Source organism: Mesorhizobium sp. CA7, assembly GCF_020165015.1.
In the GTDB taxonomy this organism is placed as follows: Bacteria; Pseudomonadota; Alphaproteobacteria; order Rhizobiales; family Rhizobiaceae; genus Mesorhizobium.
The window spans coordinates 202,082-224,938 of sequence record NZ_JAIUHH010000001.1; the positions used below are offsets into that span (position 1 = coordinate 202,082).

Consider the following 22,857-nt stretch of genomic DNA (forward strand, 5'->3'; position numbering starts at 1 on the left):
GTTCACTCCGCCGGCTGCGGCTCGGCGCCGGTGGCAGACCAGGCGCCGGGCGTCGTCGCCGCCGAGCGCACGATCTTCGGCTCCGGCGCCTGCGGATCGAAGCCGGCTTCCGCCGCAAGCGAAGCTGAGCGCCGCGCCTTCGGCCGACCGCGCCAGCCGTCCCATATGCCCACGATGCCTTTGGGCAAAAGCAGCGTGACGGCGACGAACAGGCCGCCCAGGGCGAACAGCCAGAATTCCGGCAGCACGCCGGTGAACCAGGATTTGCCGGCATTGACCAGCAGCGCGCCGAGGATCGGGCCGACAATGGTGCCGCGCCCGCCGACGGCGGTCCAGATCACCACCTCGATCGAGTTGGACGGCTCGAATTCGCCGGGATTGATGATGCCGACCTGCGGCACGTAAAGCGCGCCGGCGATGCCGGCCATGATAGCCGAGACCGTGAAGGCGAACAGCTTGACGTTCTCCGCCCGCCAGCCGAGGAAACGGGTGCGGCTCTCGGCGTCGCGCACCGCCATCAGGAGCTTGCCGTATTTTGAGCGCACGATCGCAGCGGTGACGAAGACGGCGAGCGCCAGCGTCACGGCGCTAGCCGCAAACAGCGCCGAGCGCGTCGCGTCGGCCTGGACGCTGAAGCCGAGTATATCCTTGAAATCGGTCAGGCCGTTGTTGCCGCCAAAACCCATGTCGTTGCGGAAGAAGGCGAGCAGCAGCGCATAGGTCATCGCCTGGGTGATGATCGAAAGATAGACGCCGGTGACGCGGCTGCGGAAGGCGAACCAGCCGAAGACGAAGGCGAGCAGGCCAGGCACGGCCAGCACCATGAGCGCCGCGAACCAGAAATGATCGAAGCCGTACCAGAACCAGGGCAGCTGCTTGTAGTTCAGGAACACCATGAAGTCCGGCAGGATGGGATTGCCGTAGACGCCGCGCGAGCCGATCTGGCGCATCAGATACATGCCCATCGCATAGCCGCCAAGCGCGAAGAAGGCGCCGTGGCCGAGCGAAAGGATGCCGCAATAGCCCCAGACCAGGTCGAGCGCCAGCGCCAGCAGCGCGTAGCAGAGATATTTGCCAATCAGCGCCACGATGTAAGGCGGGATGTAGAAGGCGCTTTGCGGCGAGACCGCCAGGTCGAGCAGGGGCACGATGATGGCGGCGGCCAGCAGGACGAAGATGGCAATGCCGATGCGGCGATCGGCGGAAAGGAAGCGCTGCGCGATCATGCTTCCACCGCCCTGCCCTTCAGCGCGAACAGGCCGCGCGGACGCTTCTGGATGAACAGGATGATCAGCACCAGAACGACGATCTTGCCGAGCACCGCGCCGGCATAGGGCTCGAGGAACTTGTTGATGATGCCGAGCGAGAAGGCGCCGACCAGCGTCCCCCACAGATTGCCGACGCCGCCGAAGACCACGACCATGAAACTGTCGATGATATAGCCGCGGCCGAGATTGGGCGAGACATTGTCGATCTGGCTGAGCGCCACGCCCGCGATCCCGGCGATGCCCGAGCCCAACGCAAAGGTCAGCGCGTCGACCCAAGGCGTCCTGATGCCCATCGAGGCGGCCATGCGGCGGTTGGCGGTGACGGCGCGCATCTGCAGCCCCCAGGGCGTGCGCTTCATGACGTAGAGCAGCACACCGAACACGGCGAGCGCGAACACCAAGATCCACAGCCGGTTCCAGGTGATGGCCAGCTGGCCGACATCGAACGAACCCGACATCCAGGACGGATTGCCGACCTCCTGGTTGGTCGGCCCGAAGATGGTGCGCACCGCCTGCTGCAGGACCAGCGAGACGCCCCAGGTGGCCAGAAGCGTTTCCAGCGGGCGGCCATAGAGGAAGCGGATGATGCCGCGTTCGATTGCAAGGCCGACCAGCCCCGCGACAAGGAAGGCGAGCGGCAGCGCGATCACCAGCGACCAGTCGAACAGGCCCGGAAACGAGGTGCGGATAACTTGCTGGACGACGAAGGTGGTGTAGGCGCCGAGCATCACCATCTCGCCATGCGCCATGTTGATGACGCCCATGACACCGAAGGTGATGGCAAGCCCGATCGCCGCAAGCAGCAGCACCGATCCCAGCGAAATGCCGTACCAGATGTTCTGACCCGCATCCCACAAAGCCAGCTTGGAGTTGATCTTGCCGATCGCGGCGGCTGCCGCCTCCTTGACCGCGCCCTGGGCGTTCGCCTCAACTAAGGTGAGCAGCGAGAGCGCGTCGCGGTCGCCGCGAGCGGCGACGACCGAGATCGCCGCAAGCTTATCGGCTTCGGGCTTGTCGGAAACCAGAACCGATGCCGCGCGCGCCTGCTCGAACAAGGCCTTGACGCCGGGATCGATTTCGGCAGCGATTGCGGCATCCAGCGGCTCGATGTTGGCCGTATCGGGCGTCTTGAACATCGTCATTGCCGCGGCAAGACGCACGCTTGCGTCCTTGGCGCGCAAGGTCAGCGTGCCCAGCGCGTCGCGGATGACACGACGCAGCCCGTTATTGACCTTGATCTTGGTGAGGTCGGCCTTGGCCGCTTCGGCGGCGTTCTCGCCGCTCAGCGGATCGAGCAGCTCGATGCTGTCGCCGCTCTCCTTGCCGACAAAAACCTGGGAATCGGCCTTGCGGATGTAGAGATTGCCGTCGGCCAGCGCCGAAAGCGGCCGCTCGACGGCGGGATCGCCGCTCGCGGCAAGCTCGCGCACGACGGCCTCGGTAGCCGAGAAGCCGGTTGCAGCTGCGAATTTGCCGATCGATGCGCGAAGGTCGGCCTCAGCCGCCTTCGACGGCGTCAGTCCAGCCATCGTCAGCAGCAACATCAGACCAATTGCGCGCAGCAGCAGCATTGTCGTCTTCAAGCAGCTTTCTCAAGCAATTCCAGGAAAAGTGTGAAGCGGTTTTCCGTCCGGAATTGCGCAAAACTAGATTTCGGGGATCTTGCCCGGGCGGGTCAGGAACCTGCCCGGGCTGCGGTCTCGGATCGCGGGGCCACTCCGCGACCGAGACCTGGGATCACGGACCGGGATCAGTTGGTGCCCTTGCCGCCGCACTTTCCGGTGGCGACGTTGAAGTTGCCGCAGGACAGAGGCGCGCGCCAATCGGAGATCAGGTCCTTGGAATCCGGCAGGTAGTCGGACCATTCGTCGCCCATGACGAGGCCGGGCGTTTGCGAAACGGTCTCGAATTGGCCGTCGGCCTGGATCTCGCCGATCAGCACCGGCTTGGTGATGTGGTGGTTGGGCATCATCGTCGAATAGCCGCCGGTCAGGTTCGGCACCGAAACGCCGACCATGGCGTCGATGACCTTGTCCGGATCTGTGGTGCCGGCCTTCTCGACAGCCTTCACCCACATGTTGAAGCCGATATAATGGGCTTCCATCGGGTCGTTGGTGGTGCGCTTGTCGTTCTTGATGAACTTGTGCCAGTTGTCGATGAACTTCTTGTTCTCCGGCGTGTCGACGCTTTCGAAGTAGTTCCAGGCGGCGAGATGGCCGACCAGAGGGCCGGTGTCGAGGCCGGCCAGCTCTTCCTCGCCGACCGAGAAGGCCATGACCGGAATGTCTTCGGCCTTGACGCCCTGGTTGCCGAGCTCCTTGTAGAACGGCACGTTGGCGTCGCCGTTGACGGTCGACACCACGGCCGTCTTCTTGCCGGCCGAGCCGAATTTCTTGATCGCCGAGACCTCGGTCTGCCAGTCGGAGAAGCCGAACGGCGTGTAGTTGACCATGATGTCCTCGGCCGGCACGCCCTTCGACTTGAGATAGGCTTCGAGGATCTTGTTGGTGGTGCGCGGATAGACATAGTCGGTGCCTTCAAGCACCCAGCGCTTCACCGAGCCGCCATCGGCGCTCATCAGGTAATCGACGGCCGGAATGGCCTGCTGGTTCGGCGCCGCACCGGTGTAGAAGACGTTGCGCTCGCTCTCCTCGCCCTCATACTGGACGGGATAGAACAGGATATTGTCGAGTTCCGAGAACACCGGCAGAACCGATTTGCGCGACACCGAGGTCCAGCAGCCGAACACGGCCGCGACCTTGTCCTTCGAGATCAGCTCGCGCGCCTTTTCGGCAAAGAGCGGCCAGTTGGACGCCGGATCGACCACCACGGCTTCCAGTTTCTTGCCGAGCAGGCCGCCCTTGGCGTTTTGCTCGTCGATCAGCATCAGCATGACGTCTTTCAGCGTCGTCTCCGAAATCGCCATGGTCCCCGACAGCGAATGGAGGATACCGACCTTGATCGTGTCTTCAGCCGCCTTGGCGGAAGCTGACGCCAGCAGACCAGCCGCGACGACGCCGGCGGACAGGATTTTTGTTATTTTCGCGAAGTTACCCCTCATATGACACACTCCCAAGCTGGTTGTTTTGCATCGCAATATTAGCGGTGCAAGCGACGTGCCAGATAGGAATGCGCTGAACTGCTTTTCGGGATAATGCAGTGATTACAGTCAGTTATAGATAGCCGTGCAACTGTCGCCTCTACTGCAACGCGGCAGGATTGAGAAAAGTTTACGCACCTCTGCCTAGATTTTGCACAAATTATAAAAATGCCTATGATTTCACCACGTAGGCAAGGATAGCTTTGTCGGCCCTGTTGCGGGCTCATGGCGAAATGGGGCAATGTCGCCGTGCAAACGAGCGACGTCATGGCCCTGCGAACAATCCTGGCTTTCCTGCTTCTTGTGTCCGCCGCTGGCGGCGCCCGCGCCGATTTCGCCGACGGCAAGCTGCCGGACGGCATCTATCACTGCGAGGTCTACCTGCTTGGCCTGTTCTTCAACCTCGGCGACATCACCATCAAAGGCAGCCTCTACAGCGGCCCGGCTACCTTCGGCGCCGCGCCGCCGCCTTACAATTACCAGATGAATCCCAATGGCGAGATCACCTGGCTCGGTCCGCTCGGCGGCTACACCAGCGGCGGCAATTCGATCTCGATGACCCAGGCGACCTTGGATGACCCGAGCGGTCCTTCGTTCGACATCATCATGAAACAGCAGGACGGCGCCTTCACAGCCTCGACCTGCACCAAAAGATAGCCCGCATAAAAAAGGCGCGGAACCCGTTTGGGTCCCGCGCCAGCAGGCAGTCGGGAGGTCAGATCGTTTTCGCCGACATCTGGGCGGCGATGTAGTCAGCCTGGCGGATCGCCAGCGTCACGATGGTCAGCGTCGGGTTCTCCGCCGCACCCGTGGTGAACTGGCTGCCGTCTGAGATGAACAGGTTCTTGATATCGTGCGACTGGCCGTGCTTGTTGACGACGCCGTCCTCCGGCTTTTCGCTCATCCGGTTGGTGCCGAGATTGTGGGTCGAAGGATAAGGCGGCGTCGGGAAGGTCCTGGTCGCGCCGACCGCGGCATAGAGCGCCTGACCCTGGCTGTAGGCATGGTTGCGCATGGCCTCGTCGTTCGGATGGTCATCGAAATGGACGTCGGCGATCGGCATGCCGTGCTCGTCCGTCTCGTCCTTGTGCAGCGTGATGCGGTTCTCTTCGCGCGGCATATCCTCGCCGACGATCCACAGGCCCGCCATATGGTCGTAATGGTCGAGCGCCGTGGTGAAGGAGCGGCCCCAGCCGCCGGGATTAAGGAAGGCCGCCATGAATGGCAGGCCGAGCGACAGCGTCTCCATCTCATAGCCGCCGACGAAGCCGCGCGACGGATCGTGGCGCGCCTCGTCGCGGATGATGCCGGCCATGGTGGTGCCGCGATACATATGCACCGGCTTGTCGAAAATGGCATAGACCGAGCCGGTGGTGTGGCGCATGTAGTTCTTGCCTACCTGTCCCGACGAGTTGGCGAGCCCGTGCGGGAATTTCGATGATTCCGAGTTGAGCAGCAGGCGCGGACTCTCGATCGAATTGCCGGCGACGGCGACGATGCGGGCTTTCTGCTCCTGCAGCTTGCCGTCCTTGTCGGCATAGACGACGCCGGTCACCTTGCCTGAAGCGTCATGATTGATCTTGATTGCCATCGAGTTCGGCCGCACCTCCAGATGCCCGGTCGCCTCGCCTTTCGGGATCTCGGTGTAGAGCGTCGACCATTTGGCGCCCCATTTGCAGCCCTGGAAGCAGAAGCCGGTTTGCTGGCAGGAATTGCGGTCGTCGCGCTCCACCGAATTGATGGCCATGTTGCCGGTATGGCATTCCTTGTAGCCGAGCTTGTCGGCGCCGGCCTTGAGCACCTTGAAATTGTTGTTGCCCGGCAGCCGCGGCCAATTGTTGGTGCCGGTGACACCCATCTTGGCTTCGGCCTTGGCGTAATACGGCTCCATCTCGGCCAGCGTCACCGGCCAGTCGAGGAGGTTGGCGTCCTTGACCTTGCCGTAGGTCGTGGCCGCCTTGAATTCGTGCTCCTGGAAGCGCAGCGAGGCGCCGGCCCAGTGCGTGGTCGAACCGCCGACCGACTTGACGATCCAGGCCGGCAGGTTCGGAAAATCCTTGGCCACGCGCCAGTCGCCCGAAGTGGTGCGCTTGTCCTTCCAGGCGAGCTGGGCGAACGACTCCCACTCGTCATTGATGAAGTCCTCATATTCGTGGCGTGCGCCCGCCTCGAGGATGACGACGTCGATGCCTTTCTGGGCGAGCTCGTTGCCGAGCGTGCCGCCGCCCGCGCCCGAGCCGATGATGACGACCACGCCGTCGTTGTTGAGATCAAATTGTGCTGCCATGGTTTCCTCCCATGAAATCTGTCGAAAAGCGGTTCGTGACAGAGCGGCCTACAGCCACTCGATGTCGTTGAAGCCGCGCGCGATATAGCCGCCCTTGGAGTAGGACTCGCCTTCGTAGCCGAAGATCGGCCACACCTCCTTCTGGTTGTAGAGACTGACGACAAGACCGCCGCGCACCGCCTGGAAGAACGGCGTCTTCTCGATACCGGTGAGGAGCGCCACCCGCTGCTCTTCCCAGCCAAGCCCGCGATAGCCGCCCTTGCCAGCCTTCTTGTCGAGCTCGGCGATGCCTTTCTCGATCAGCTCCTTGTGGGCAGGATCCTTGGCGGCCGTCTCGTCATGGCCCTTGACGGCAATGGCGTAATATTTGTCCGGCACCTGGTCGTGCGGGTAGATGTCGCGCGCCACCTGGATCAGCGTCGCCATCGTTGCGGGCTTCAGCGCCGAGGTTTCGAGACCCCAGGCGTGTTCGGGGCTGATGACGGCGCTGCCGGAGATGATGAGCAGCGCGCCCGCGCCGCCACGTTTCAGAAGCTCGCGCCTAGATAGTCCGGCTTTCCTCTCGTAACCCGGTTTCTTCTCGTAGACTGTAACCATGATTTCCTCCCTGCTTGCTGTTCGCACCCCTGAGAGTGCCGTTGCTGGCGCCGCGCCTCTCCGCGGCGTATCCCTTATTGGAAGCGCCCTCCCCGCTGCAGGACCTCGATCTTGTAGCCGTCTGGATCCTCGATAAAGAAGAAGCGGGCGATCAGCGCCCCGTCGTGATTGAACTCGACGATCTTCTTCGGGTTGAGACCGAGCGCGCCGATCCGGTCGTGTTCGCTGTCGAGATCGGCGACCGAGACGGCGAGATGGCCGTAGCCGTCGCCAAGCGCGTAGGGCTCGGTACGTCCCTTGTTGACGGTCAGCTCCACCTCGAAGGGCGAACTGGCATTGCTGAGATAGACGAGCGTGAAGGTCTCGAAATCGAGCCGCTGGGCGACCTCGAGGCCGAAGGCCTTGTTGTAGAAGTCGACGGAGCGCGCTTCGTCGAGAACCCTGATCATGGAATGGATCGTCTTCGCCAAATCGGACTCCGGGAGCTCTCATGCTTTCGAAGCCGATTATGCGCCCCGGCGAAAAATGGTGGTGGCAGCCGATTACCACGCGTAGAGCAGGAAAACGGCTAGTGTCGCTCCAATTCTAAGGACGAAAGTCCGATTGCCGTCGGCGGCTATCGGATCGAAAATGACCAACGCAGGCAGTGTTCAAAAAGGCGCCAGCCAACTGAATCGGCGCCCAAGACAAACAACAACGGGAGGTACCGATGTGCAGAGTCTTCGCCGGGCAGGACCCGGAAGGCTACCGGCAGATCAACAGGTCGATCCGCATCGACGGCCATTCGACCAGCATCCAGCTCGAGGCGACGTTCTGGGGTCTGCTTGACGAGATCGCCGACAGCCAGGGACTGACGACGCCGAAATTCATCTCGAAGCTGTATGACGAGGCGATCGAGATCAACGGCCAGATCCCGAACTTCGCTTCCATGCTGCGCACGACGTGCGCGCTCTATTTGCGCGGCCATCGGCCCAGCGCCGAAGACCAGGCCGCATTGAAGCAGGAAGCCGCCTAACTGCTCTCGACTGCGACTTCGAGCGCCAGCCGGGTCATGTCGGTGAAAAGCGCCTGGCGCTCCGAATCGTCGATCAGCTCGCCGGTGGCGACATGGTCGACGACGGTCAGCAGCGACAGCGCTCGAGCGCCGAACTGTGCCGCAATCCGATAGAGCGCGCTGGTTTCCATATCGACGGCCAACGCCCCCAGCGCCATCGGCTGGTCAAACCGAGCGCGGCCATCGGGATGGTGGAAGACGTCGCTGCAGATCGTCAGTCCGGCGCTGCAGGCGATACCGAGATCGGCGGCGCATTGCAGCGCCCGCGCATGCAGCGCCGGGTCCGGCCCCGCCGGCTGGTAAAGCCCGAACACTTGCCCGCTGATTGCACTCTCGGCCCGCACCTCGCTGGAGATGGCGACGCCGCGCAAAGGCACGTCTTCCGACAAGCCGCCGCATGTGCCGGTGCGGATCAGCGTTTTGACGCCGTAATACTCCATCAGCTCAAAGGCATAAATCAGGAAAGACGGCGCCCCTATCCCGGTCGCCTGGATGCTGACCGGCTTGCCGCGGAACCGGCCGGTGAAGCCCAGCGCGCCCCTTCGGCGGTTCACGCAGCGCGGCGCCTCGAGAAACATCTCCGCCATCCATTGCGCGCGCTCGGGATCGCCCGGCAACAGCACCGTTTCGGCATAGTCCCCCCGGCCCGCCTCGATATGCGGCGTCACGCGCTACCACCCCTGATAGACCCATCCGGCGACCATCATGGCAGGACTGCCGCAATGCGCAAGCTCTGGCTTATTTAGAGCAATCCAAGGAAGCGCTGAACGCCCTAGGATTCCAGCACGTCCTTGACGATCGTCGCCAGTTGCTTGAGCGAGAACGGTTTCGGCAGGAAACCGAAATGCGCCTCGGCCGGCAGGTTCTTCGCAAACGCGTCCTCGGCATAGCCCGAAACGAACACGAACTTGATGTCCGGCTGGCGTTTGCGCAGCTCGCCGAGCAATGTCGGCCCGTCCATCTCCGGCATCACCACGTCGGACACCACGATATCGACCTTGCCGCCGAGCGCCTCGAACACTTCGAGCGCCTCGACGCCGGACGACGCCTCGTGCACGGTATAGCCGCGCGAGGTCAGCGCCCTGACGCCGCCCATGCGCACGGCATCTTCGTCCTCGACCAGAAGCACCGTGGCGGAGCCGGAAAGATCTTTTGCGGTATCGGCGGTCTTGGCCGGAGCAGTCGCCGCTGTCGACGGCGCCTCGCCAGGCTCGGCCTGCTTCTTCACCTCGGCGATGTGGCGCGGCAGGAAGATACGGAACACCGTGCCCTTGCCGACTTCGGAATCGCAGAAGATGAAGCCGCCGGTCTGCTTGATGATGCCGTAGACCATCGACAGGCCGAGGCCGGTGCCCTTGCCCACCTCTTTGGTTGTGAAGAAGGGCTCGAAGATCTTTTTCAGCACCTCGGGCTCAATGCCGCTGCCGGTGTCCTCGACGTCGACGAGCACATAGTCGGCCGGCGTCAATTCGCGGTAGGCGAAGGATTTGCACTCGTCGGCGGTGACGTTGCGGGTGCGCACGGTGAGATCGCCGCCGCTCGGCATGGCATCGCGCGCATTGACGGCGAGATTGACCACCACCTGCTCGAACTGGCCGATATCGACCTTGACCGGCCACAGGTCGCGGCCGTGGTCGATCTTCAGCTTGATGTCGTTGCCGACGAGGCGCGCGAGCAGCATCCTGAGATCGGCCAGAACATCGGTCAGGTTGAGCACTTCCGGCCGCAGCGTCTGCTTGCGCGAGAAGGCGAGCAATTGCCGCACGAGCGAGGCCGCCCGGTTGGCGTTCTGCTTGATGTTCATGATGTCGGGGAAGGACGGGTCCGACGGCCGGTGGTTGGTCAAGAGAAGGTCGGACGCCATGATGATGGCGGTCAGCACGTTGTTGAAGTCGTGCGCGATACCGCCGGCGAGCTGGCCGACCGCCTGCATCTTCTGGCTCTGCGCCATCTGGCCCTCGAGCGCCTTCTGCTCGGTGGTCTCGACCGCGTAGACGATCGCCGCCTCCTCGGCGCCTTCGCTGCCCGCGCTGTCGGCGACGGCATTGACGTAGAAGCGGATGTGGCGCTCCTCATTGCCGGGCAGGACGGAATCGATCGGCTCGATATTGGCCTGCCGCTGCCGCGCCTTCTCGAAGGCGGCAGCGAATGCCGGCCGGTCGCGTTCGTGAACGATCGTTTCGAAGCGCACCCGCCGGTCGACGGCGTCGCGGTCGACCACGGACGAAAACAGCTGCAGGAACGGCGCGTTGGTGCGCAGGATGCGCCCGTTCGCATCGACGCCGGCAATGGCCATCGGCGTCGAGTTGAAGAAGCGGGTGAAGCGAACCTCGGAGGCCCGCAGCTCCGCGGAAGCGTCCTCGCCCTGGGTGCGGTTGAGCACGATCGTGCGGGTCGGGCCGTTCACGCCTTCGCGGCTTGCCGATACCCGGTGCATGAAGCGCACCGGCAGCGCCTGGCCGCTCATCGTGGTGAGATCGAGGTCGATGACGGCGTTGCGGGTGGTACCGGGGTCGGCCTTGACCGAGCGGACCAGCGCCATGCCGTCGCCGGCGATGATTTCCGGCAGCGTGATAGCGCCCGGCGTGAAGGAGGCAAGATCGATGCCCAGCCACTCGGCGAGCGTGGCGTTGATATAGGTGACGCGGCCTTCTTGGTCGGCCGAGAAGAATCCGGCCGGGGCATGGTCCAGATGGTCTATGGCTTTCTGCAGGTCGAGGAAGAAACGTTCCTGCTCCGCCCGTTCCTGCGAGATGTCAGCCAGCTGCCAGGCCAGCATCGGCAATCTTTGCCCGGGCATGCTGAAGGCGCGTGCGCGAGCGCGGTACCAGCGCGCGCCCGGCTCAGCGCCTGGTTTGATCGACTGCGCCAGCCGGAACTCGCCGTCGCCAGCCTGGCCGTCGCGCAGGCCCGACGCCAGCCGGTAGATCGTCATCGAGGCCTCGGGAACATCCGACAACAGCCCTTCGACGGTCTTGAGATCGGCGGCCGAGGCGGCACCCGTCATGTCGGCATAGGCGCGGTTGGCGTAGACGACGCGGCCCTTGGTGTCGGTGACCAGCAGGCCCTGCGACATGGAGTCGACGAAGGCTTTTGACAATTCGTCGCCGGTCGACCGCGGTGCGATCTGCACGAAGCCGATCGCGGTCGCGAACAGGAAGCCGACGCCGATCATGGCGAGCACGCCGAGCATGCCGAGCAGGAAAGGATCGCCGAGGCGCTCGCGGAAAAGTCCGAAGACGATCGCGGCGCCGGTCAAGACGACGATGAAGACGATGAGCCTAGTGACGGCGCCCGGACGCGTGTTCTGGTCGACGATCGGTACCGGATAGAAATCGCCGCGCGCTTCCTTGGCCATGTTCCCCCTGCTCGTGATTCCGGTGTCCGACGGACACGGACGGCCGGTTGAATCACATTCTCCTGTAGCGGAAAAGGCCTCGGCGGCAAATGTCCGATAAAATCAACGATTCATGTTTCAAACTGTTCACGATGGATGATGTGAACTTGCGGTCGCTGGTCCCAACGGTCTAGTGTTCCCTGACTTCAAAGATGGCGATTGGGGTGCACCGATGCAGTGGCTGGATAATGTAGCGGGCCCGGGTTATGTCGCTGCAATCTTGTGGACGGTAGCGGCTCTCATCATGCTGGTTGTCGTCCTGCTCGCCATCAAGGTGGTCCGCAACCTGACGTTCGGCACCTTCGTCGCCGGCGGCAGGAACCGCAAGACGCGGCTTGCCGTGATGGATGCCACCGCTGTCGACAGCCATCGCCGGCTTGTCCTGGTGCGCCGCGACGACATCGAGCATCTGATCCTGATCGGCGGGCCGACCGATGTCGTGGTCGAGCGCGACATCAGGCTGGCGGCGCTGCGCCGCCCGGCATTGACGGGCGACGCCGGTCAGCAGCAGACAGGAGTTGCGCAACGCCCGCGCGCGCCGCAACCGGCGTCCGCACCCGCCCCCGCCCGGCCGGCGCCGCCGCCTGCCGCCCAGCCTGCCGTCGCACGTCCGCGCGCGCCGGCGCCCACACCCGCGCCCAAGCCGGCGGCGCCTAGCCAGCCGACGGCGAAGGTTATGCCGCTGCCGGGCTACGGAACGACGAACGGCAGCACCCGATATGCGCCGCCGCCCCCGAACGATTCCATCGACGACACGCTGATGCACGAGCTCGAGACCTCTCTCGACGAGACGCACTCCCAGCCGGCACCCAGCAAGCCCGCGGCCAAGCCTTCGCTCGATGACGAGATGACCAAGCTGCTTGGCGAGTTGGGCAGCCACAAGCGCTGACCGGCCACCGGCGCAAACGAGCCTTTCGCGCCTTTGTCGGCAAAGACAATGCGAGCGCTGAAAACAAAAATGGCCGGAATTCCGGCCATTTTTGATGTTCCTGCCTGTTGGATCGCGTCAGTCGTCGCGATAGACCTTCTCGCGGCGTTCATGGCGCTCCTGCGCCTCGATCGACAACGTCGCGATCGGACGCGCATCAAGCCGCTTCAGAGCGATCGGCTCCCCGGTCTCCTCGCAATAGCCGTAGGTGCCTTCGTCGATGCGCTGGAGCGCGGAGTCGATTTTCGAGATGAGCTTGCGTTGGCGATCACGGGCGCGCAATTCGATGGCACGGTCTGTTTCGGAGGAGGCGCGATCGGCTAGGTCGGGATGATTGGCGTTTTCCTGCTGCAGGATTTCTAGGGTTTCGCGCGCTTCGCGCAGAATGTCGTTCTTCCAGGTGATAAGCTTTTGACGGAAGTACGATTTTTGCCGTTCGTTCATGAACGGCTCGTCTTCGGAGGGTACGTAATTGGCGGTAACGATATCGTTCATTCGACTCACCCAACAACCCCAAAATTTGGCGCCTATATATTCGGGGAAAAGAGCCTGCACAAGCGCTATCGGCGACAGTTTCACGCAATTGTTAGTCTTGCATCGGCAACTCCGGCGACAACGTTGTTCAACGGCAGAAAACGAATTCGCACATGATTCGTTGCAGTTGCCGGCCGACCATTGTGCATGACATCGTTCTGGTGACTAATCGCGCTTTGTCACGAAGGCAGCGCCATGGGGGTCCGGTTGAGCAGACTTTATCTGTTGCGGCATGCCAAAGCCGGCTGGGCGCTGCCCGGCATGCGCGATTTCGACCGCCCGCTCGACGAATCGGGCATGGCCGATGCCGAAGCGATCGGAGAGGCCATGCGGGCCCGCAACTATGTGCCGGACGTCACCCTTTGCTCCAGCGCCAAGCGGGCTAGGCAGACGCTGGAAGGCCTGGCGGGGCGCACCGACACCGGCCGGGTGCTGTTCTTCGACACGCTCTACAGCGAGGATGCGGCCGGCTATCTGGAGATCATCCGCAAAAATCGGGACGCTGGCCAGCTTCTGGTGATCGGCCACAACCCCATGACCGAAGATCTGGCCATGGCGGTGTCCGGAAATGGCGACCAGGCGGCGCGCGGCATGATGAATCACGGTTTTCCGACCTCCGGCCTTGCCGTGGTGCGCTTTCCCGGCAACCTTGCCGAAGCGGCCCAGGGCAATGGCTATCTCGAAGCTTTTCTCACGCCGGCCGATCTCTGAAGCCATTTCAAACGCGCGGTCCAGGGCCTATATCGGGCGCTGACGCGCAACCAGAGGCCTGATTTGGCATCATCGCTGACCAGTTTTACCGACGAGGCGAGGATTGCGCTCGACACGTTGTCGGGCCGCGCCGCCGGGCTCTTCTCTCCGTCAATGCGCCTTGGCGTCACCGGCCTGTCGCGCGCCGGCAAGACGGTGTTCATCTCCGCCCTCGTCCACAATCTCATCCATGGCGGTCGCCTGCCGCTGTTCGAGGCGCAGAAATCCGGCCGCATCGCCCGCGCCTTCCTCGAGGAGCAGCCGGACGATGCCGTTCCGCGGTTCCAATATGAAGATCATGTCGCGGCTTTGGTGAACGAGCGCGTCTGGCCGGACTCGACCCGCGCTATCTCCGAGCTCCGGCTCACCATCGAATATGAGTCGGCTTCCGGCTGGAATCGTCTGTTTTCCGCCGGAAAACTGTCGGTCGACATCGTCGATTATCCCGGCGAATGGCTGCTCGACCTGCCGCTGCTCGGCAAATCTTTCGCCGATTTTTCGCGCGAGGCGGTCGAGTTGGCCGCCCTGCCCGTCCGCTGCGACCTGTCGCAGGCCTGGCGTGAGTTGGCCTCCACCATCGATCCAGATGCCGAAGCCGACGAGATGACCGCCCGGCGATTGGCCGAAAGCTTTGCCGCCTATCTCAAGGCGTGCAAGCTCGACGACCGCGCGCTGTCGACGCTGCCGCCAGGCCGCTTCCTGATGCCGGGCGATCTCGAAGGCTCGCCGGCGCTCACCTTCGCGCCGCTGATGACGCTGTCGCAAGGCCGGCCGCGCTCCGGATCGCTACGGGCGATGATGGAGCGCCGCTACGAGGCCTATAAGACGCATGTCGTCAAACCGTTCTTTCGCGAGCACATCGCCCGCCTCGACCGGCAAATCGTGCTGATCGACGCCATGCAGGCGCTCAATGCCGGCCCGGCCGCGATGGCCGATCTGGAGCGCGCGGTGACTGAGATCCTGTCCTGCTTCCGGCCCGGACGGGGCAATTTCCTGACCGACTTCTTCTCGCGCCGCATCGACCGCATCCTGGTGGCCGCGACCAAGGCGGACCATTTGCACCACGAGAGCCATGACCGGCTGCAGGCGATCGTGCGCCGGCTGACCGACCGGGCCGCCGCGCGGGCGAATTTCAGCGGTGCCGCCGTCGATGTCGTCGCCATGGCGGCGGTTCGCTCGACCCGCGAAGGCACGGTGAAGCGGGGGCGAGAGACACTCCCCGTCATCATCGGCACGCCGCTGAAAAGCGAGACGATCAACGGCGAGACATTCGACGGAAAGGCCGAAACCGCCATTTTCCCGGGCGATTTGCCGGAAAAGGTGGATGCCGTCTTCGACGTTTCCGGATCGCAGGTGGACAGCGCCGAACCGGCGATCCGCTTCGTGCGTTTCCGCCCGCCGAAGCTTGAACGCACCGCCGAAGGCGTCACGCTGTCCTTGCCGCATATCCGGCTCGACCGCGCGCTGCAGTTCCTGATCGGAGATCATCTGGCATGACCGCGCCCCGCAAACCGGCGGCCTTCCGCATCGAGCCTGAGACCGAGGCGCCGCCGCAACCACAGCGAAACAGCGCCGCCGAGGAGCCGCCGGCGCGCCGACCACGTGCCGCGAGGGCTGATGTAGCGGTCGTGATCCCCTCGGAAGTCGACGTCTTCGACGAGCCGGATATCGAGGCCGCGGTCCCGCCGCCGGCGACAGCGCCGAGAAAGCGCTCGCTATTGTCCCGGCTGTTCTTCGGCGCTCTCGGTGTGCTCGTCTCGCTGGCGGTCGGCCTTTGGGCCGACCAGCTGATTCGCGACCTGTTCGCACGCGCCGAATGGCTCGGCTGGCTGGCGGCCGGCATGGCGGCGATCGCGCTGCTCTCGCTGCTCGTCATCCTCATCCGCGAATTCCTCGCCATCGCCCGCCTTGCCGAAGTCGAAAAAATGCAGAAACAGGCTCTGGATGCTGTGGCGCGCGACGACCCCAAGGCGGCGCGCGCCTTGGTCGACGAGCTCTCGGCTTTCGTCGCCGCAAAACCCGAGACCGCCGCCGGCCGCCGTTCGCTGGCCGAATTGCGCGGCGAGATCATCGATGGCGCCAATCTGGTGCGGCTGGCCGAGACCGAGATCCTGTCGCCTCTCGATGCCCGCGCCAAAGTCATGATTCTGGAGGCGGCGAAACGCGTGTCCCTTATAACGGCGGTCAGCCCGCGCGCGCTGGTCGACATTGCCTATGTCGTGTTCGAGGCCGGGCGGCTGATCCGGCGCCTGTCCGAGCTCTATGGCGGCCGCCCAGGCACGCTCGGCTTCTTCCGGCTGGCGCGCGGCGTGCTCGCGCATCTGGCGGTGACCGGCTCGATCGCGGTTGGCGACAGTTTCGTGCAGCAGATCGTCGGCCATGGGCTTGCCGCAAAACTCTCGGCAAAACTCGGCGAAGGCGTCGTCAACGGCATGATGACGGCGCGCATCGGCATCGCGGCGATGGAAACGGCACGCCCCTTGCCGTTCATCGCCGTGAAGCGCCCGGGCCTCGGTGATTTCCTCTCGGCGCTGACGTCGTTCGCGGCACGAAAGAACAGCCAGGACGATCGATAAGGTAAACGCGTGACCCGCCGCGGGTGACGAAGCATTAACCAATCTTCTGCATGGTCGGTCCGGTCCCAAGAATAGACTCTTTCGTGCCGGGTGTCGTCGATGAGAAGCGTGATCCTGTCCTGCGTCCTGCCTGCCGCCATTGCGATCGCCGCGCCGCTCGGCCTCGTCGAAAAGGCTCTTGGCGCAGAGCCGGACAAGCAGTTTTTCCGCTCCGTCGAAGGCAGATGGGTCGGCCCCGGCGAAATCATCGCCGGCAAGTACAAAGGCACCAAATTTACCTGCGACTTCAATGGCTCGACGCCCGCCAGCAAGCTCGGCATGACACTTGACGGCGGCTGCAGGGTCGGCGTGTTCACGCAGAAGATGTCGGCCAGCGTCGAGCGCAAGGGCCGCGATGGCTATCGGGGCACCTTCATGGGCGGCTCGACCGAAAGTGGCATGGACATTGTCGGCGGCAATGTCGTCGACGCCCAGAAGGTCGTTTTCACCATCAACCGCAAGCAGTTGAACGGTGTCATGCAGGCGCGCGTGCCCGACGGCAATTCGATGACCGTGACGGTGGCCGTGCGCGTCGACAATCAGCTGGTGCCGGTGATCGGCATGAGCCTGAAGCGGGTCGATTCGGTCGAAGTCGGCGCCATCGCCAAGAACTGATCCGGCGCGGTTCCGGCAGCCCGCGTCCGCCACCCGCTACAAGACGGTTCAGGTCAAAGTCGGGAAGTGGCAGGCCACTTTGCGGCCCGGACGATATTCCTTCAGTTCCGGCCGCTCAGAACGGCACCGGTCCGCCGCGATCGGGCATCGCGGATGGAAGCGGCATCCGGACGGAGGCTCCAGCGGGCTCGGCACGTCGCCGGTGAGGATGATGCGCTTGCGCGCGCCCGCAGGCGTCGTCTCGACGACGGGAACCGCCGAGATCAACGCCTGGCTGTAGGGATGGGCGGGTTTCGCAAAGACCTCTTCCGCCGGGCCCTCCTCGACGATCGAGCCCAGATACATGACCGCGATGCGGGTCGAGACCTGGCGCACCACGGAGAGATCGTGGGCGATGAAGATATAGGTGAGCCTCAGCTTCTCCTGCAGATCGGCGAGCAGGTTGACGATCTGGGCCTGCACCGACACGTCGAGCGCGGAGACCGGCTCGTCCAGCACGACAAGGTCTGGGTTCAACGCGATCGCCCGCGCGATGCCGACGCGCTGGCGCTGCCCGCCGGAGAATTCGTGCGGATAGCGCATCATATGGTCCGGCAACAGCCCGACCAGCTCAAACAGCTCCGCCACCCGCGCGGTGATCTCACGCGCCGAAACCTTGCCATGGATACGCAGCGGCTCGGCGACGAGATCGCCGACGCGCCGGCGCGGATTGAGCGAAGCCGAGGGATCCTGGAAGACCATTTGCAAGCGCCGCCGCAGCGGCCTGAGCTCGGACAGCGATTTCGAGGTGATGTCGTCGCCTTCGAACAGAAGCTTGCCGCCGGTGATGTCGTAGAGCCGAACCAGGCAGCGCGCCAGCGTGGACTTGCCGCATCCGGATTCGCCGACAAGGCCGACAGTCTCGCCGCGCCGCACGCTCAGCGAGACGTTGTCCACCGCATGGACCGTCCGCCTGCCCTCGGCGGAAAAGCGGCTGCCGATCGAAAAGCGTTTTGCCAGCGAACGCGTCTCGAGGATCGGTCGGTCTGTGTCTGTCATCAACTCGCTCATGCCTGTGCCACCCGAAAGCACGCAGCGGCGTGCGCGCTCGCGCCGAGACCTGGCTTGCCAGCCTCGCAAGGCTCGTAGCGGACCGGACAGCGCGGGCCGAAGGCGCAGCCTTCCGGCAGCCGCAGCAAGGAAGGCGGCGAGCCGGGGATCGCCGGCAGGCGGCGCGGTTTGTCGCCGGTCAGCGGCGGGATCGAGCCGAGCAGCGCGCGCGTATAAGGATGTCGCGGATCGGAAAACAGCTCAGTGCGGGTGCCGCGCTCGACAACGCGGCCGGCATACATGACCATCACCCGGTCGGCGAGCTCGGAGACCACGCCCATGTCATGCGTTATGAAGACCACCGCCGACTTGTGCTTCGCCCGCAATTTGCGCACAAGGTCGAGAATGCCGGCCTGCACGGTGACATCGAGCGCGGTGGTCGGCTCGTCGGCCACCAGCAGCGCCGGATCGCAGGACAAGGCCATCGCGATCACCGCCCGCTGCCGCATGCCGCCGGAAAGCTGGTGCGGATAGCGCGACATCGCCTCGTGCGGGTTGGGGAAATTCACCTCCGCCAACAGCTCTTCGACGCGCTCCATCGCCTTGGACTTGCTGACACCACGATGCGCCCGGATCTGCTCGGCGATCTGCCAGCCGATCGTGTAGACCGGCGTCAGCGCTGTCATCGGGTCCTGGAAGATCATCGCGATCTCGTTGCCGCGCAGGCGCCTCAACTCGCGCGGCGGCAGTCCCACCAGTTCGCGGCCCTTGTAGCGGATCGAACCTTCGATGGTGGCGTTCGGGTCGGTAATGAGCCCCATCACGGCGAGCAGCGACACCGTCTTGCCGGAGCCGGATTCGCCGACGACGCCGAGGATCTCGCTTTCCTCCAGGTCGAAGGAAACGCCGTCGATGGCCCGCACCGGCCCGTCATGCGTGCGGAAGGAGACTTTGAGATCGCGCACCGACAGTATCATGATGCCCTCAGGCGCGGATCGAGAAGGATGTAGACGAAATCGACCACCGCACTGGCGATCACCACGAACATGGACGCATACATGACCGTCGCCATGATCATCGGCAAATCGAGATTCTGCAGCGCGTCATAGGTGAGCTTGCCGATGCCGTGCAGGCCGAACACGACCTCGGTCAGCAAGGCCGAGCCGCCCACCAGCGCGCCGAAGTCGAGACCGAACAGCGTGACGAAGGCGATGAGCGACGTGCGCAGCGCATGGCGAAACAGGATACGGGTCTCCGACAGGCCCTTGGCGCGGGCAGTGCGGATATAATCCTCCTGCATGGATTCGATGATGGCCGCGCGCAGCACGCGTCCGTAGATGCCGATATAGAGGACGGCCAGCGTGATCCATGGGATGACCAGCGTCAGGAACCAGCCCTTGGGATCGTCGGAAAAATTCTTGTAGCCAAGCGGCGGCACCCAGGAGAATGCCCAGCTGTCGTGATAGCGGCTCTGGGTGATCAGGTTCATTACCTCGCCCAGCCAGTAGACCGGCATGGAAATGCCGAGCAGGCCCAGCGCCATCAGAAGCTTGTCCAGCCAGCTGTCGCGGGTGGCCGCGGCGACAATGCCGATGATGATGGAGACGACCACCCACAGGACCGCGGCGCCGAACACCAGCGAGAGCGTCACCGGGATCGAATCCATGACGGCCGGCACAACCTTCCAGCCGCGGTTGACGAAGGAGGTCAGGTCGCCGGTGATGAAGATCTTCTCCATCATGCGCGTGTATTGCACGTAGAGCGGCTGGTCGAAGCCAAAGCTGTGGCGCACCGCAGCCAGCACTTCCGGAGAAGCGTTGCGGCCGGCGATTCGCGCGGCGGGATCGGCGCCGGGCGTGGCGAAGAAGATCAGGAAGACGATGACCGAGATGCCGAACATCACGAACAGCATCTGACCGAAACGACGAAGGATCGCGTAAAACATCAGTCGCGCCCCAGCCGGACCTTGGAGCGCGGGTCGAGCGCATCGCGCAGGCCGTCGCCGAAGACGTTGAGCGCCATGACGGAAAGGGCGATCGCCAGCCCGGGCACCAGCGCCACCAGCGGTCGCGTATAGAGCAGCGCCTGCCCGTCCTGGATGATGGTGCCCCAGCTCGCGGCCGGCGGCTGCACGCCGATCGACAGGAACGAAAGTGCCGATTCCGTCAGCATGTTCAGCGCCATCATCAGCGGCACGAAGACGATCAGCGTGGTGGTGATGTTGGGCAGGATGTCGCGCCACAGGATGCGCCAGCCCGGCACGCCGAGATTGATCGCGGCGAACACGAACTCGCTGTGGCGCAGCGCCAGGACCTGGCCGCGGATCGGCCGCGCCACATAGGGTATATAGACGATGCCTATGATGATGATCGGCAGCCATAGACTGCCAGATTGGATCTCGATCGGTCCGATCGCGATGCCTTGCGCGATTGTGACGATGGAAAGCGAGATCGCCAGCAGATAGATCGGAAACGCCCAGAGCACGTCGAGCAAGCGCGACAGCACCGTGTCGGTGATGCCGCCGAAATAACCCGCGATCAGTCCCGCCATCGTGCCGACAATCAGCGTGAAGATGGTGGCCGCGCCCGAGATCAAAAGCGAGTTCAAGCCGCCATAGAGCAACCTTGCCATGACGTCCCGCCCCTGGCTGTCGGCGCCGAGGAAATAATTGCCGAGCCGCCAGGTCGGACCGATCGGCGTGTAGCCAAGCCCCAGTCCCTCGGTCGACTGCTCCATCACCGGAACGTCGGCGCCGTCGATCTGGATGACGGCGTCGAGCGTCGAGGCGAACGGATCCGTGCCCGCCCATTTCGCGTAGAGCGGCGCGCTGAAACAGGCGAGAACGATGATGAGGAACACGGCCAGGGACGCCATGGCGGCCCTGTCCGTTGCCAGCTTCGCAAACGCGACGGCCCAGGGCCCTCGCGTCTTGCGCGGCATGGCGGCGACTTGGCTGGACACGATATGTGATTCCGCGGTTCGTTACTGGACCCAGGCCCCTTACTGCACCCAGGCCCCTTACTGCACCCAGGACTGGGTGATAATCCAGTTGAACTGCGGGTTGAACTTGAAATTGCCGATCCGCTTGCTGACGAAATCAAGCCGCTTCGGCGTGAAGAGGCCGACCGCCGGCGCCTTGTCGGTGACCTGCTTGTCGATTGCCGCCCACAATTTGTCGGCCGCCTTCTGATCGGTCACGCCGAGGTCCAGCGCCTTCTGCATCTGGGCGTCGATATCCTTGTCGCAGAAGCCGGAAATGTTGATCGAGGCGTCCGAACCTTCGCGATAGGAAGCGCAGCTGAACAGGATGTTCAGGAAGTCCGACGCCGCCGGATAGTCCTTGTACCATTGGGTGACGGACATCTGCACTTTGTTGTTGGTGTTCTGGATATAGGTGAACTGCAGGTTGGACGAGATCGGCTTGACGTCGGCGACGTAGCCGATGTTGGTCAGCACGCTCTGCAGATAGACCCCGATCGACCGCGAGATGGCGGTATCCTCGACAATGATGGTCACCTTCTGGCCCTTGGTGCCCGATTCCTCGACGAGTTGCTTGGCCTTGTCGACATCGGGAGCCGACCATTTGGCGCCCGGGTTCTTGGTGAAGGGGCAATAGTCCTCGTGCCCGGGGAAGTCCGGAGGCAGGACCTGGCAGACCGGCGAAGCCAGCACCTTGCCGCCGAACAGCTTGACCAGCGTGTTGCGGTCGACCGCATAGGCGACGGCCTGGCGCGCCTTTTCATTGTCGAATGGAGCCATGCGGGTGTTCAGCGGCGCGTACCACCAGGCCGAAAGCGGCGAGATGTGCAGCTGGTCCATGGATTTGCTGCCGAGCTCGCCGAGGCGGTCGCTGGGCAGCGCGTCGAACATCCAGTCGGCTTCGCCGTTCTGGATCGCCGTCACGGCCGCCTCTTCCGACAGGCCGAAATCATACTGCACGACATCCGGATAGCCGTCCGGCTGGGCTTCCTCGCTCCACTGCTTGAAATTGGGGTTGCGGGAAACCGTCATGCCCTTGTTGGGATCGAAGGCCGAGATCATGTAGGGGCCGGTGCTGGGGATCGGCTTGGAGCCCATGTCCTCGGCCGGCGTGTCGGCCGGCATGATCACGGCGTGCGGCAAGGCAAGCTTGTAGAGGATCTCGGCGTCCGGCTTGGTGAGATTGAGAGTGATCGTGCCGGCCGTCTCGTCGGCGACGACACCGCCTTCCAGCGTGCAGCTCTTGGTGTCGGCCAGGCATTTGTCGGCGCCGACGATACCGGCATAGAAGGTGCCCGAGGTCGGCCCGGAAATCTTGAAGATGCGCTGGAAGGAGGCGACGACGTCCTTCACACCGAGGTCCTGGCCGTTGGAGAACTTGATGCCCTTGCGCAGCTTGAAGGTGAAAGCCTTGCCGTCATTGCTAACCGTGGGCAGCGCCTCGGCCAAGTCGGGAACGATGGAGAAACCCTCGACGCCCTCGGCTTTGCGGAAGGCGACCAGGCCGTCATAGATCGGCTGGTACATCTGCCAGCCCTGGTCCGTGTAGTTGATATGCGGATCGAGCGTTCCGGCCGCCGATCGGGCGAGAAGGCGAATGGTGCCGCCGCGGTGTTCCTTGAGATATTCGGCATGCGCCGGAGCCAGCCACGAGCCGGCCAGCAATGCCGCGGCCGATGCCGCCAAAAGCAGTTTCTTCATATC

General features: G+C 63.8%; 21 protein-coding genes. 7 read left to right on the top strand and 14 right to left on the bottom strand.

Annotated features, from left to right (window positions below):
- Nucleotides 1–2 precede the first annotated feature (2 nt).
- The 3 genes from urtC to urtA all read right to left on the bottom strand — a co-directional run bounded on the left by urtC (nt 3) and on the right by urtA (nt 4,329).
- The gene (gene urtC, locus LB552_RS00970) at nt 3–1,226 is read right to left on the bottom strand and encodes an urea ABC transporter permease subunit UrtC (protein ID WP_224601296.1); all 1,224 of its coding nucleotides are present in this window, start codon (nt 1,224–1,226) and stop codon (nt 3–5) included.
- On the bottom strand, nt 1,223–2,839 hold the full coding sequence (gene urtB / locus LB552_RS00975; protein WP_224601298.1) for an urea ABC transporter permease subunit UrtB: 1,617 nt from the start codon (nt 2,837–2,839) through the stop codon (nt 1,223–1,225). The genes urtC and urtB overlap by 4 nt, the downstream gene beginning before the upstream one ends.
- A gap of 179 nt (nt 2,840–3,018) precedes the next feature.
- Nucleotides 3,019–4,329, bottom strand: coding sequence for an urea ABC transporter substrate-binding protein (gene urtA, locus LB552_RS00980; RefSeq protein WP_224511994.1), 1,311 nt, complete (start codon nt 4,327–4,329; stop codon nt 3,019–3,021).
- 306 nt (nt 4,330–4,635) lie between these two features.
- Between urtA and LB552_RS00985 the strand changes: the two genes are divergently transcribed.
- The gene (locus LB552_RS00985) at nt 4,636–5,025 is read left to right on the top strand and encodes a hypothetical protein (protein WP_224601300.1); all 390 of its coding nucleotides are present in this window, start codon (nt 4,636–4,638) and stop codon (nt 5,023–5,025) included.
- A 58-nt stretch (nt 5,026–5,083) separates the two neighbouring features.
- On the opposite strand, the gene LB552_RS00990 is transcribed toward LB552_RS00985, so the two are convergent.
- From LB552_RS00990 to LB552_RS01000, 3 genes are all read right to left on the bottom strand, one after another.
- On the bottom strand, nt 5,084–6,655 hold the full coding sequence (locus LB552_RS00990; RefSeq protein ID WP_224601302.1) for a GMC family oxidoreductase: 1,572 nt from the start codon (nt 6,653–6,655) through the stop codon (nt 5,084–5,086).
- 48 nt (nt 6,656–6,703) lie between these two features.
- Nucleotides 6,704–7,252, bottom strand: a complete 549-nt coding sequence (locus tag LB552_RS00995; RefSeq protein ID WP_224601304.1) for a gluconate 2-dehydrogenase subunit 3 family protein — start codon at nt 7,250–7,252, stop codon at nt 6,704–6,706.
- Nucleotides 7,253–7,326: 74 nt separating this feature from the next.
- Entirely contained in the window at nt 7,327–7,722 is a 396-nt protein-coding gene (locus LB552_RS01000) for a VOC family protein (protein WP_224601306.1), read from the bottom strand.
- A 239-nt stretch (nt 7,723–7,961) separates the two neighbouring features.
- Here LB552_RS01000 and LB552_RS01005 point away from each other — a divergent pair, with 239 nt between their 5' ends.
- A complete protein-coding gene (locus LB552_RS01005; protein ID WP_095765274.1) occupies nt 7,962–8,267 on the top strand; it encodes a ribbon-helix-helix domain-containing protein in 306 nt (101 codons plus the stop codon).
- Here LB552_RS01005 and LB552_RS01010 read toward each other — a convergent pair.
- Together LB552_RS01010 and cckA are read right to left on the bottom strand one after the other, a co-directional pair.
- Nucleotides 8,264–8,974: a DeoD-type purine-nucleoside phosphorylase gene (locus LB552_RS01010; RefSeq protein ID WP_224601308.1), complete on the bottom strand. Its 711-nt coding sequence runs from the start codon at nt 8,972–8,974 to the stop codon at nt 8,264–8,266. The two genes, LB552_RS01005 and LB552_RS01010, sit on opposite strands and share 4 nt — an antisense overlap.
- A gap of 104 nt (nt 8,975–9,078) precedes the next feature.
- Nucleotides 9,079–11,664, bottom strand: coding sequence for a cell cycle histidine kinase CckA (gene cckA / locus LB552_RS01015; RefSeq protein WP_140841155.1), 2,586 nt, complete (start codon nt 11,662–11,664; stop codon nt 9,079–9,081).
- A gap of 211 nt (nt 11,665–11,875) precedes the next feature.
- Between cckA and LB552_RS01020 the strand changes: the two genes are divergently transcribed.
- Nucleotides 11,876–12,592: a flagellar biosynthetic protein FliO gene (locus LB552_RS01020; RefSeq protein ID WP_224601310.1), complete on the top strand. Its 717-nt coding sequence runs from the start codon at nt 11,876–11,878 to the stop codon at nt 12,590–12,592.
- A 117-nt stretch (nt 12,593–12,709) separates the two neighbouring features.
- Here LB552_RS01020 and dksA read toward each other — a convergent pair whose 3' ends face one another.
- Complete coding sequence (dksA, locus tag LB552_RS01025; RefSeq protein WP_095765270.1) at nt 12,710–13,126, bottom strand: RNA polymerase-binding protein DksA; 417 nt, start codon at nt 13,124–13,126, stop codon at nt 12,710–12,712.
- Between the two features lie 246 nt (nt 13,127–13,372).
- Here dksA and LB552_RS01030 point away from each other — a divergent pair, with 246 nt between their 5' ends.
- The 4 genes from LB552_RS01030 (at nt 13,373) to LB552_RS01045 (ending at nt 17,145) form a co-directional block, all read left to right on the top strand.
- Nucleotides 13,373–13,876: a SixA phosphatase family protein gene (locus LB552_RS01030; RefSeq protein WP_140841151.1), complete on the top strand. Its 504-nt coding sequence runs from the start codon at nt 13,373–13,375 to the stop codon at nt 13,874–13,876.
- Between the two features lie 63 nt (nt 13,877–13,939).
- The gene (locus tag LB552_RS01035; RefSeq protein ID WP_140841149.1) at nt 13,940–15,412 is read left to right on the top strand and encodes a YcjX family protein; all 1,473 of its coding nucleotides are present in this window, start codon (nt 13,940–13,942) and stop codon (nt 15,410–15,412) included.
- On the top strand, nt 15,409–16,491 hold the full coding sequence (locus LB552_RS01040; protein ID WP_224601312.1) for a YcjF family protein: 1,083 nt from the start codon (nt 15,409–15,411) through the stop codon (nt 16,489–16,491). The genes LB552_RS01035 and LB552_RS01040 overlap by 4 nt, the downstream gene beginning before the upstream one ends.
- 99 nt (nt 16,492–16,590) lie before the next feature.
- On the top strand, nt 16,591–17,145 hold the full coding sequence (locus tag LB552_RS01045; RefSeq protein WP_224601314.1) for a hypothetical protein: 555 nt from the start codon (nt 16,591–16,593) through the stop codon (nt 17,143–17,145).
- Nucleotides 17,146–17,193: 48 nt separating this feature from the next.
- Here LB552_RS01045 and LB552_RS01050 read toward each other — a convergent pair whose 3' ends face one another.
- The 5 genes from LB552_RS01050 to LB552_RS01070 form a co-directional block, all read right to left on the bottom strand.
- Nucleotides 17,194–18,183 (bottom strand): ABC transporter ATP-binding protein, encoded by a 990-nt coding sequence (locus LB552_RS01050; RefSeq protein ID WP_224601316.1) that lies wholly within the window; start codon nt 18,181–18,183, stop codon nt 17,194–17,196.
- An 8-nt stretch (nt 18,184–18,191) separates the two neighbouring features.
- Nucleotides 18,192–19,151 carry an ABC transporter ATP-binding protein gene (locus tag LB552_RS01055; RefSeq protein ID WP_224601318.1) on the bottom strand — a complete coding sequence of 320 codons (960 nt, stop codon included), beginning with the start codon at nt 19,149–19,151 and terminating at the stop codon, nt 18,192–18,194.
- Entirely contained in the window at nt 19,148–20,119 is a 972-nt protein-coding gene (locus LB552_RS01060; protein ID WP_224601320.1) for an ABC transporter permease, read from the bottom strand. The genes LB552_RS01055 and LB552_RS01060 overlap by 4 nt, the downstream gene beginning before the upstream one ends.
- Nucleotides 20,119–21,114 carry an ABC transporter permease gene (locus LB552_RS01065; protein WP_263481441.1) on the bottom strand — a complete coding sequence of 332 codons (996 nt, stop codon included), beginning with the start codon at nt 21,112–21,114 and terminating at the stop codon, nt 20,119–20,121. Before LB552_RS01065 ends, LB552_RS01060 begins: the two co-directional genes overlap by 1 nt.
- 78 nt (nt 21,115–21,192) lie before the next feature.
- Nucleotides 21,193–22,854 carry an ABC transporter substrate-binding protein gene (locus tag LB552_RS01070; protein ID WP_224601323.1) on the bottom strand — a complete coding sequence of 554 codons (1,662 nt, stop codon included), beginning with the start codon at nt 22,852–22,854 and terminating at the stop codon, nt 21,193–21,195.
- Between the last annotated feature and the right edge of the window lie 3 nt (nt 22,855–22,857).

What these genes read in the sequence shown, in the direction of transcription:
- urtC (WP_224601296.1), bottom strand. Translation starts at nt 1,226, where the DNA reads ATGATCGCGCAGCGCTTCCTTTCCGCCGATCGCCGCATCGGCATTGCC.
- urtB (WP_224601298.1), bottom strand. Translation starts at nt 2,839, where the DNA reads ATGCTGCTGCTGCGCGCAATTGGTCTGATGTTGCTGCTGACGATGGCT.
- urtA (WP_224511994.1), bottom strand. Translation starts at nt 4,329, where the DNA reads ATGAGGGGTAACTTCGCGAAAATAACAAAAATCCTGTCCGCCGGCGTC.
- LB552_RS00985 (WP_224601300.1), top strand. Translation starts at nt 4,636, where the DNA reads ATGGCCCTGCGAACAATCCTGGCTTTCCTGCTTCTTGTGTCCGCCGCT.
- LB552_RS00990 (WP_224601302.1), bottom strand. Translation starts at nt 6,655, where the DNA reads ATGGCAGCACAATTTGATCTCAACAACGACGGCGTGGTCGTCATCATC.
- LB552_RS00995 (WP_224601304.1), bottom strand. Translation starts at nt 7,252, where the DNA reads ATGGTTACAGTCTACGAGAAGAAACCGGGTTACGAGAGGAAAGCCGGA.
- LB552_RS01005 (WP_095765274.1), top strand. Translation starts at nt 7,962, where the DNA reads ATGTGCAGAGTCTTCGCCGGGCAGGACCCGGAAGGCTACCGGCAGATC.
- cckA (WP_140841155.1), bottom strand. Translation starts at nt 11,664, where the DNA reads ATGGCCAAGGAAGCGCGCGGCGATTTCTATCCGGTACCGATCGTCGAC.
- LB552_RS01020 (WP_224601310.1), top strand. Translation starts at nt 11,876, where the DNA reads ATGCAGTGGCTGGATAATGTAGCGGGCCCGGGTTATGTCGCTGCAATC.
- dksA (WP_095765270.1), bottom strand. Translation starts at nt 13,126, where the DNA reads ATGAACGATATCGTTACCGCCAATTACGTACCCTCCGAAGACGAGCCG.
- LB552_RS01040 (WP_224601312.1), top strand. Translation starts at nt 15,409, where the DNA reads ATGACCGCGCCCCGCAAACCGGCGGCCTTCCGCATCGAGCCTGAGACC.
- LB552_RS01045 (WP_224601314.1), top strand. Translation starts at nt 16,591, where the DNA reads ATGAGAAGCGTGATCCTGTCCTGCGTCCTGCCTGCCGCCATTGCGATC.
- LB552_RS01050 (WP_224601316.1), bottom strand. Translation starts at nt 18,183, where the DNA reads ATGACAGACACAGACCGACCGATCCTCGAGACGCGTTCGCTGGCAAAA.
- LB552_RS01055 (WP_224601318.1), bottom strand. Translation starts at nt 19,151, where the DNA reads ATGATACTGTCGGTGCGCGATCTCAAAGTCTCCTTCCGCACGCATGAC.
- LB552_RS01060 (WP_224601320.1), bottom strand. Translation starts at nt 20,119, where the DNA reads ATGTTTTACGCGATCCTTCGTCGTTTCGGTCAGATGCTGTTCGTGATG.
- LB552_RS01065 (WP_263481441.1), bottom strand. Translation starts at nt 21,114, where the DNA reads ATGCCGCGCAAGACGCGAGGGCCCTGGGCCGTCGCGTTTGCGAAGCTG.
- LB552_RS01070 (WP_224601323.1), bottom strand. Translation starts at nt 22,854, where the DNA reads ATGAAGAAACTGCTTTTGGCGGCATCGGCCGCGGCATTGCTGGCCGGC.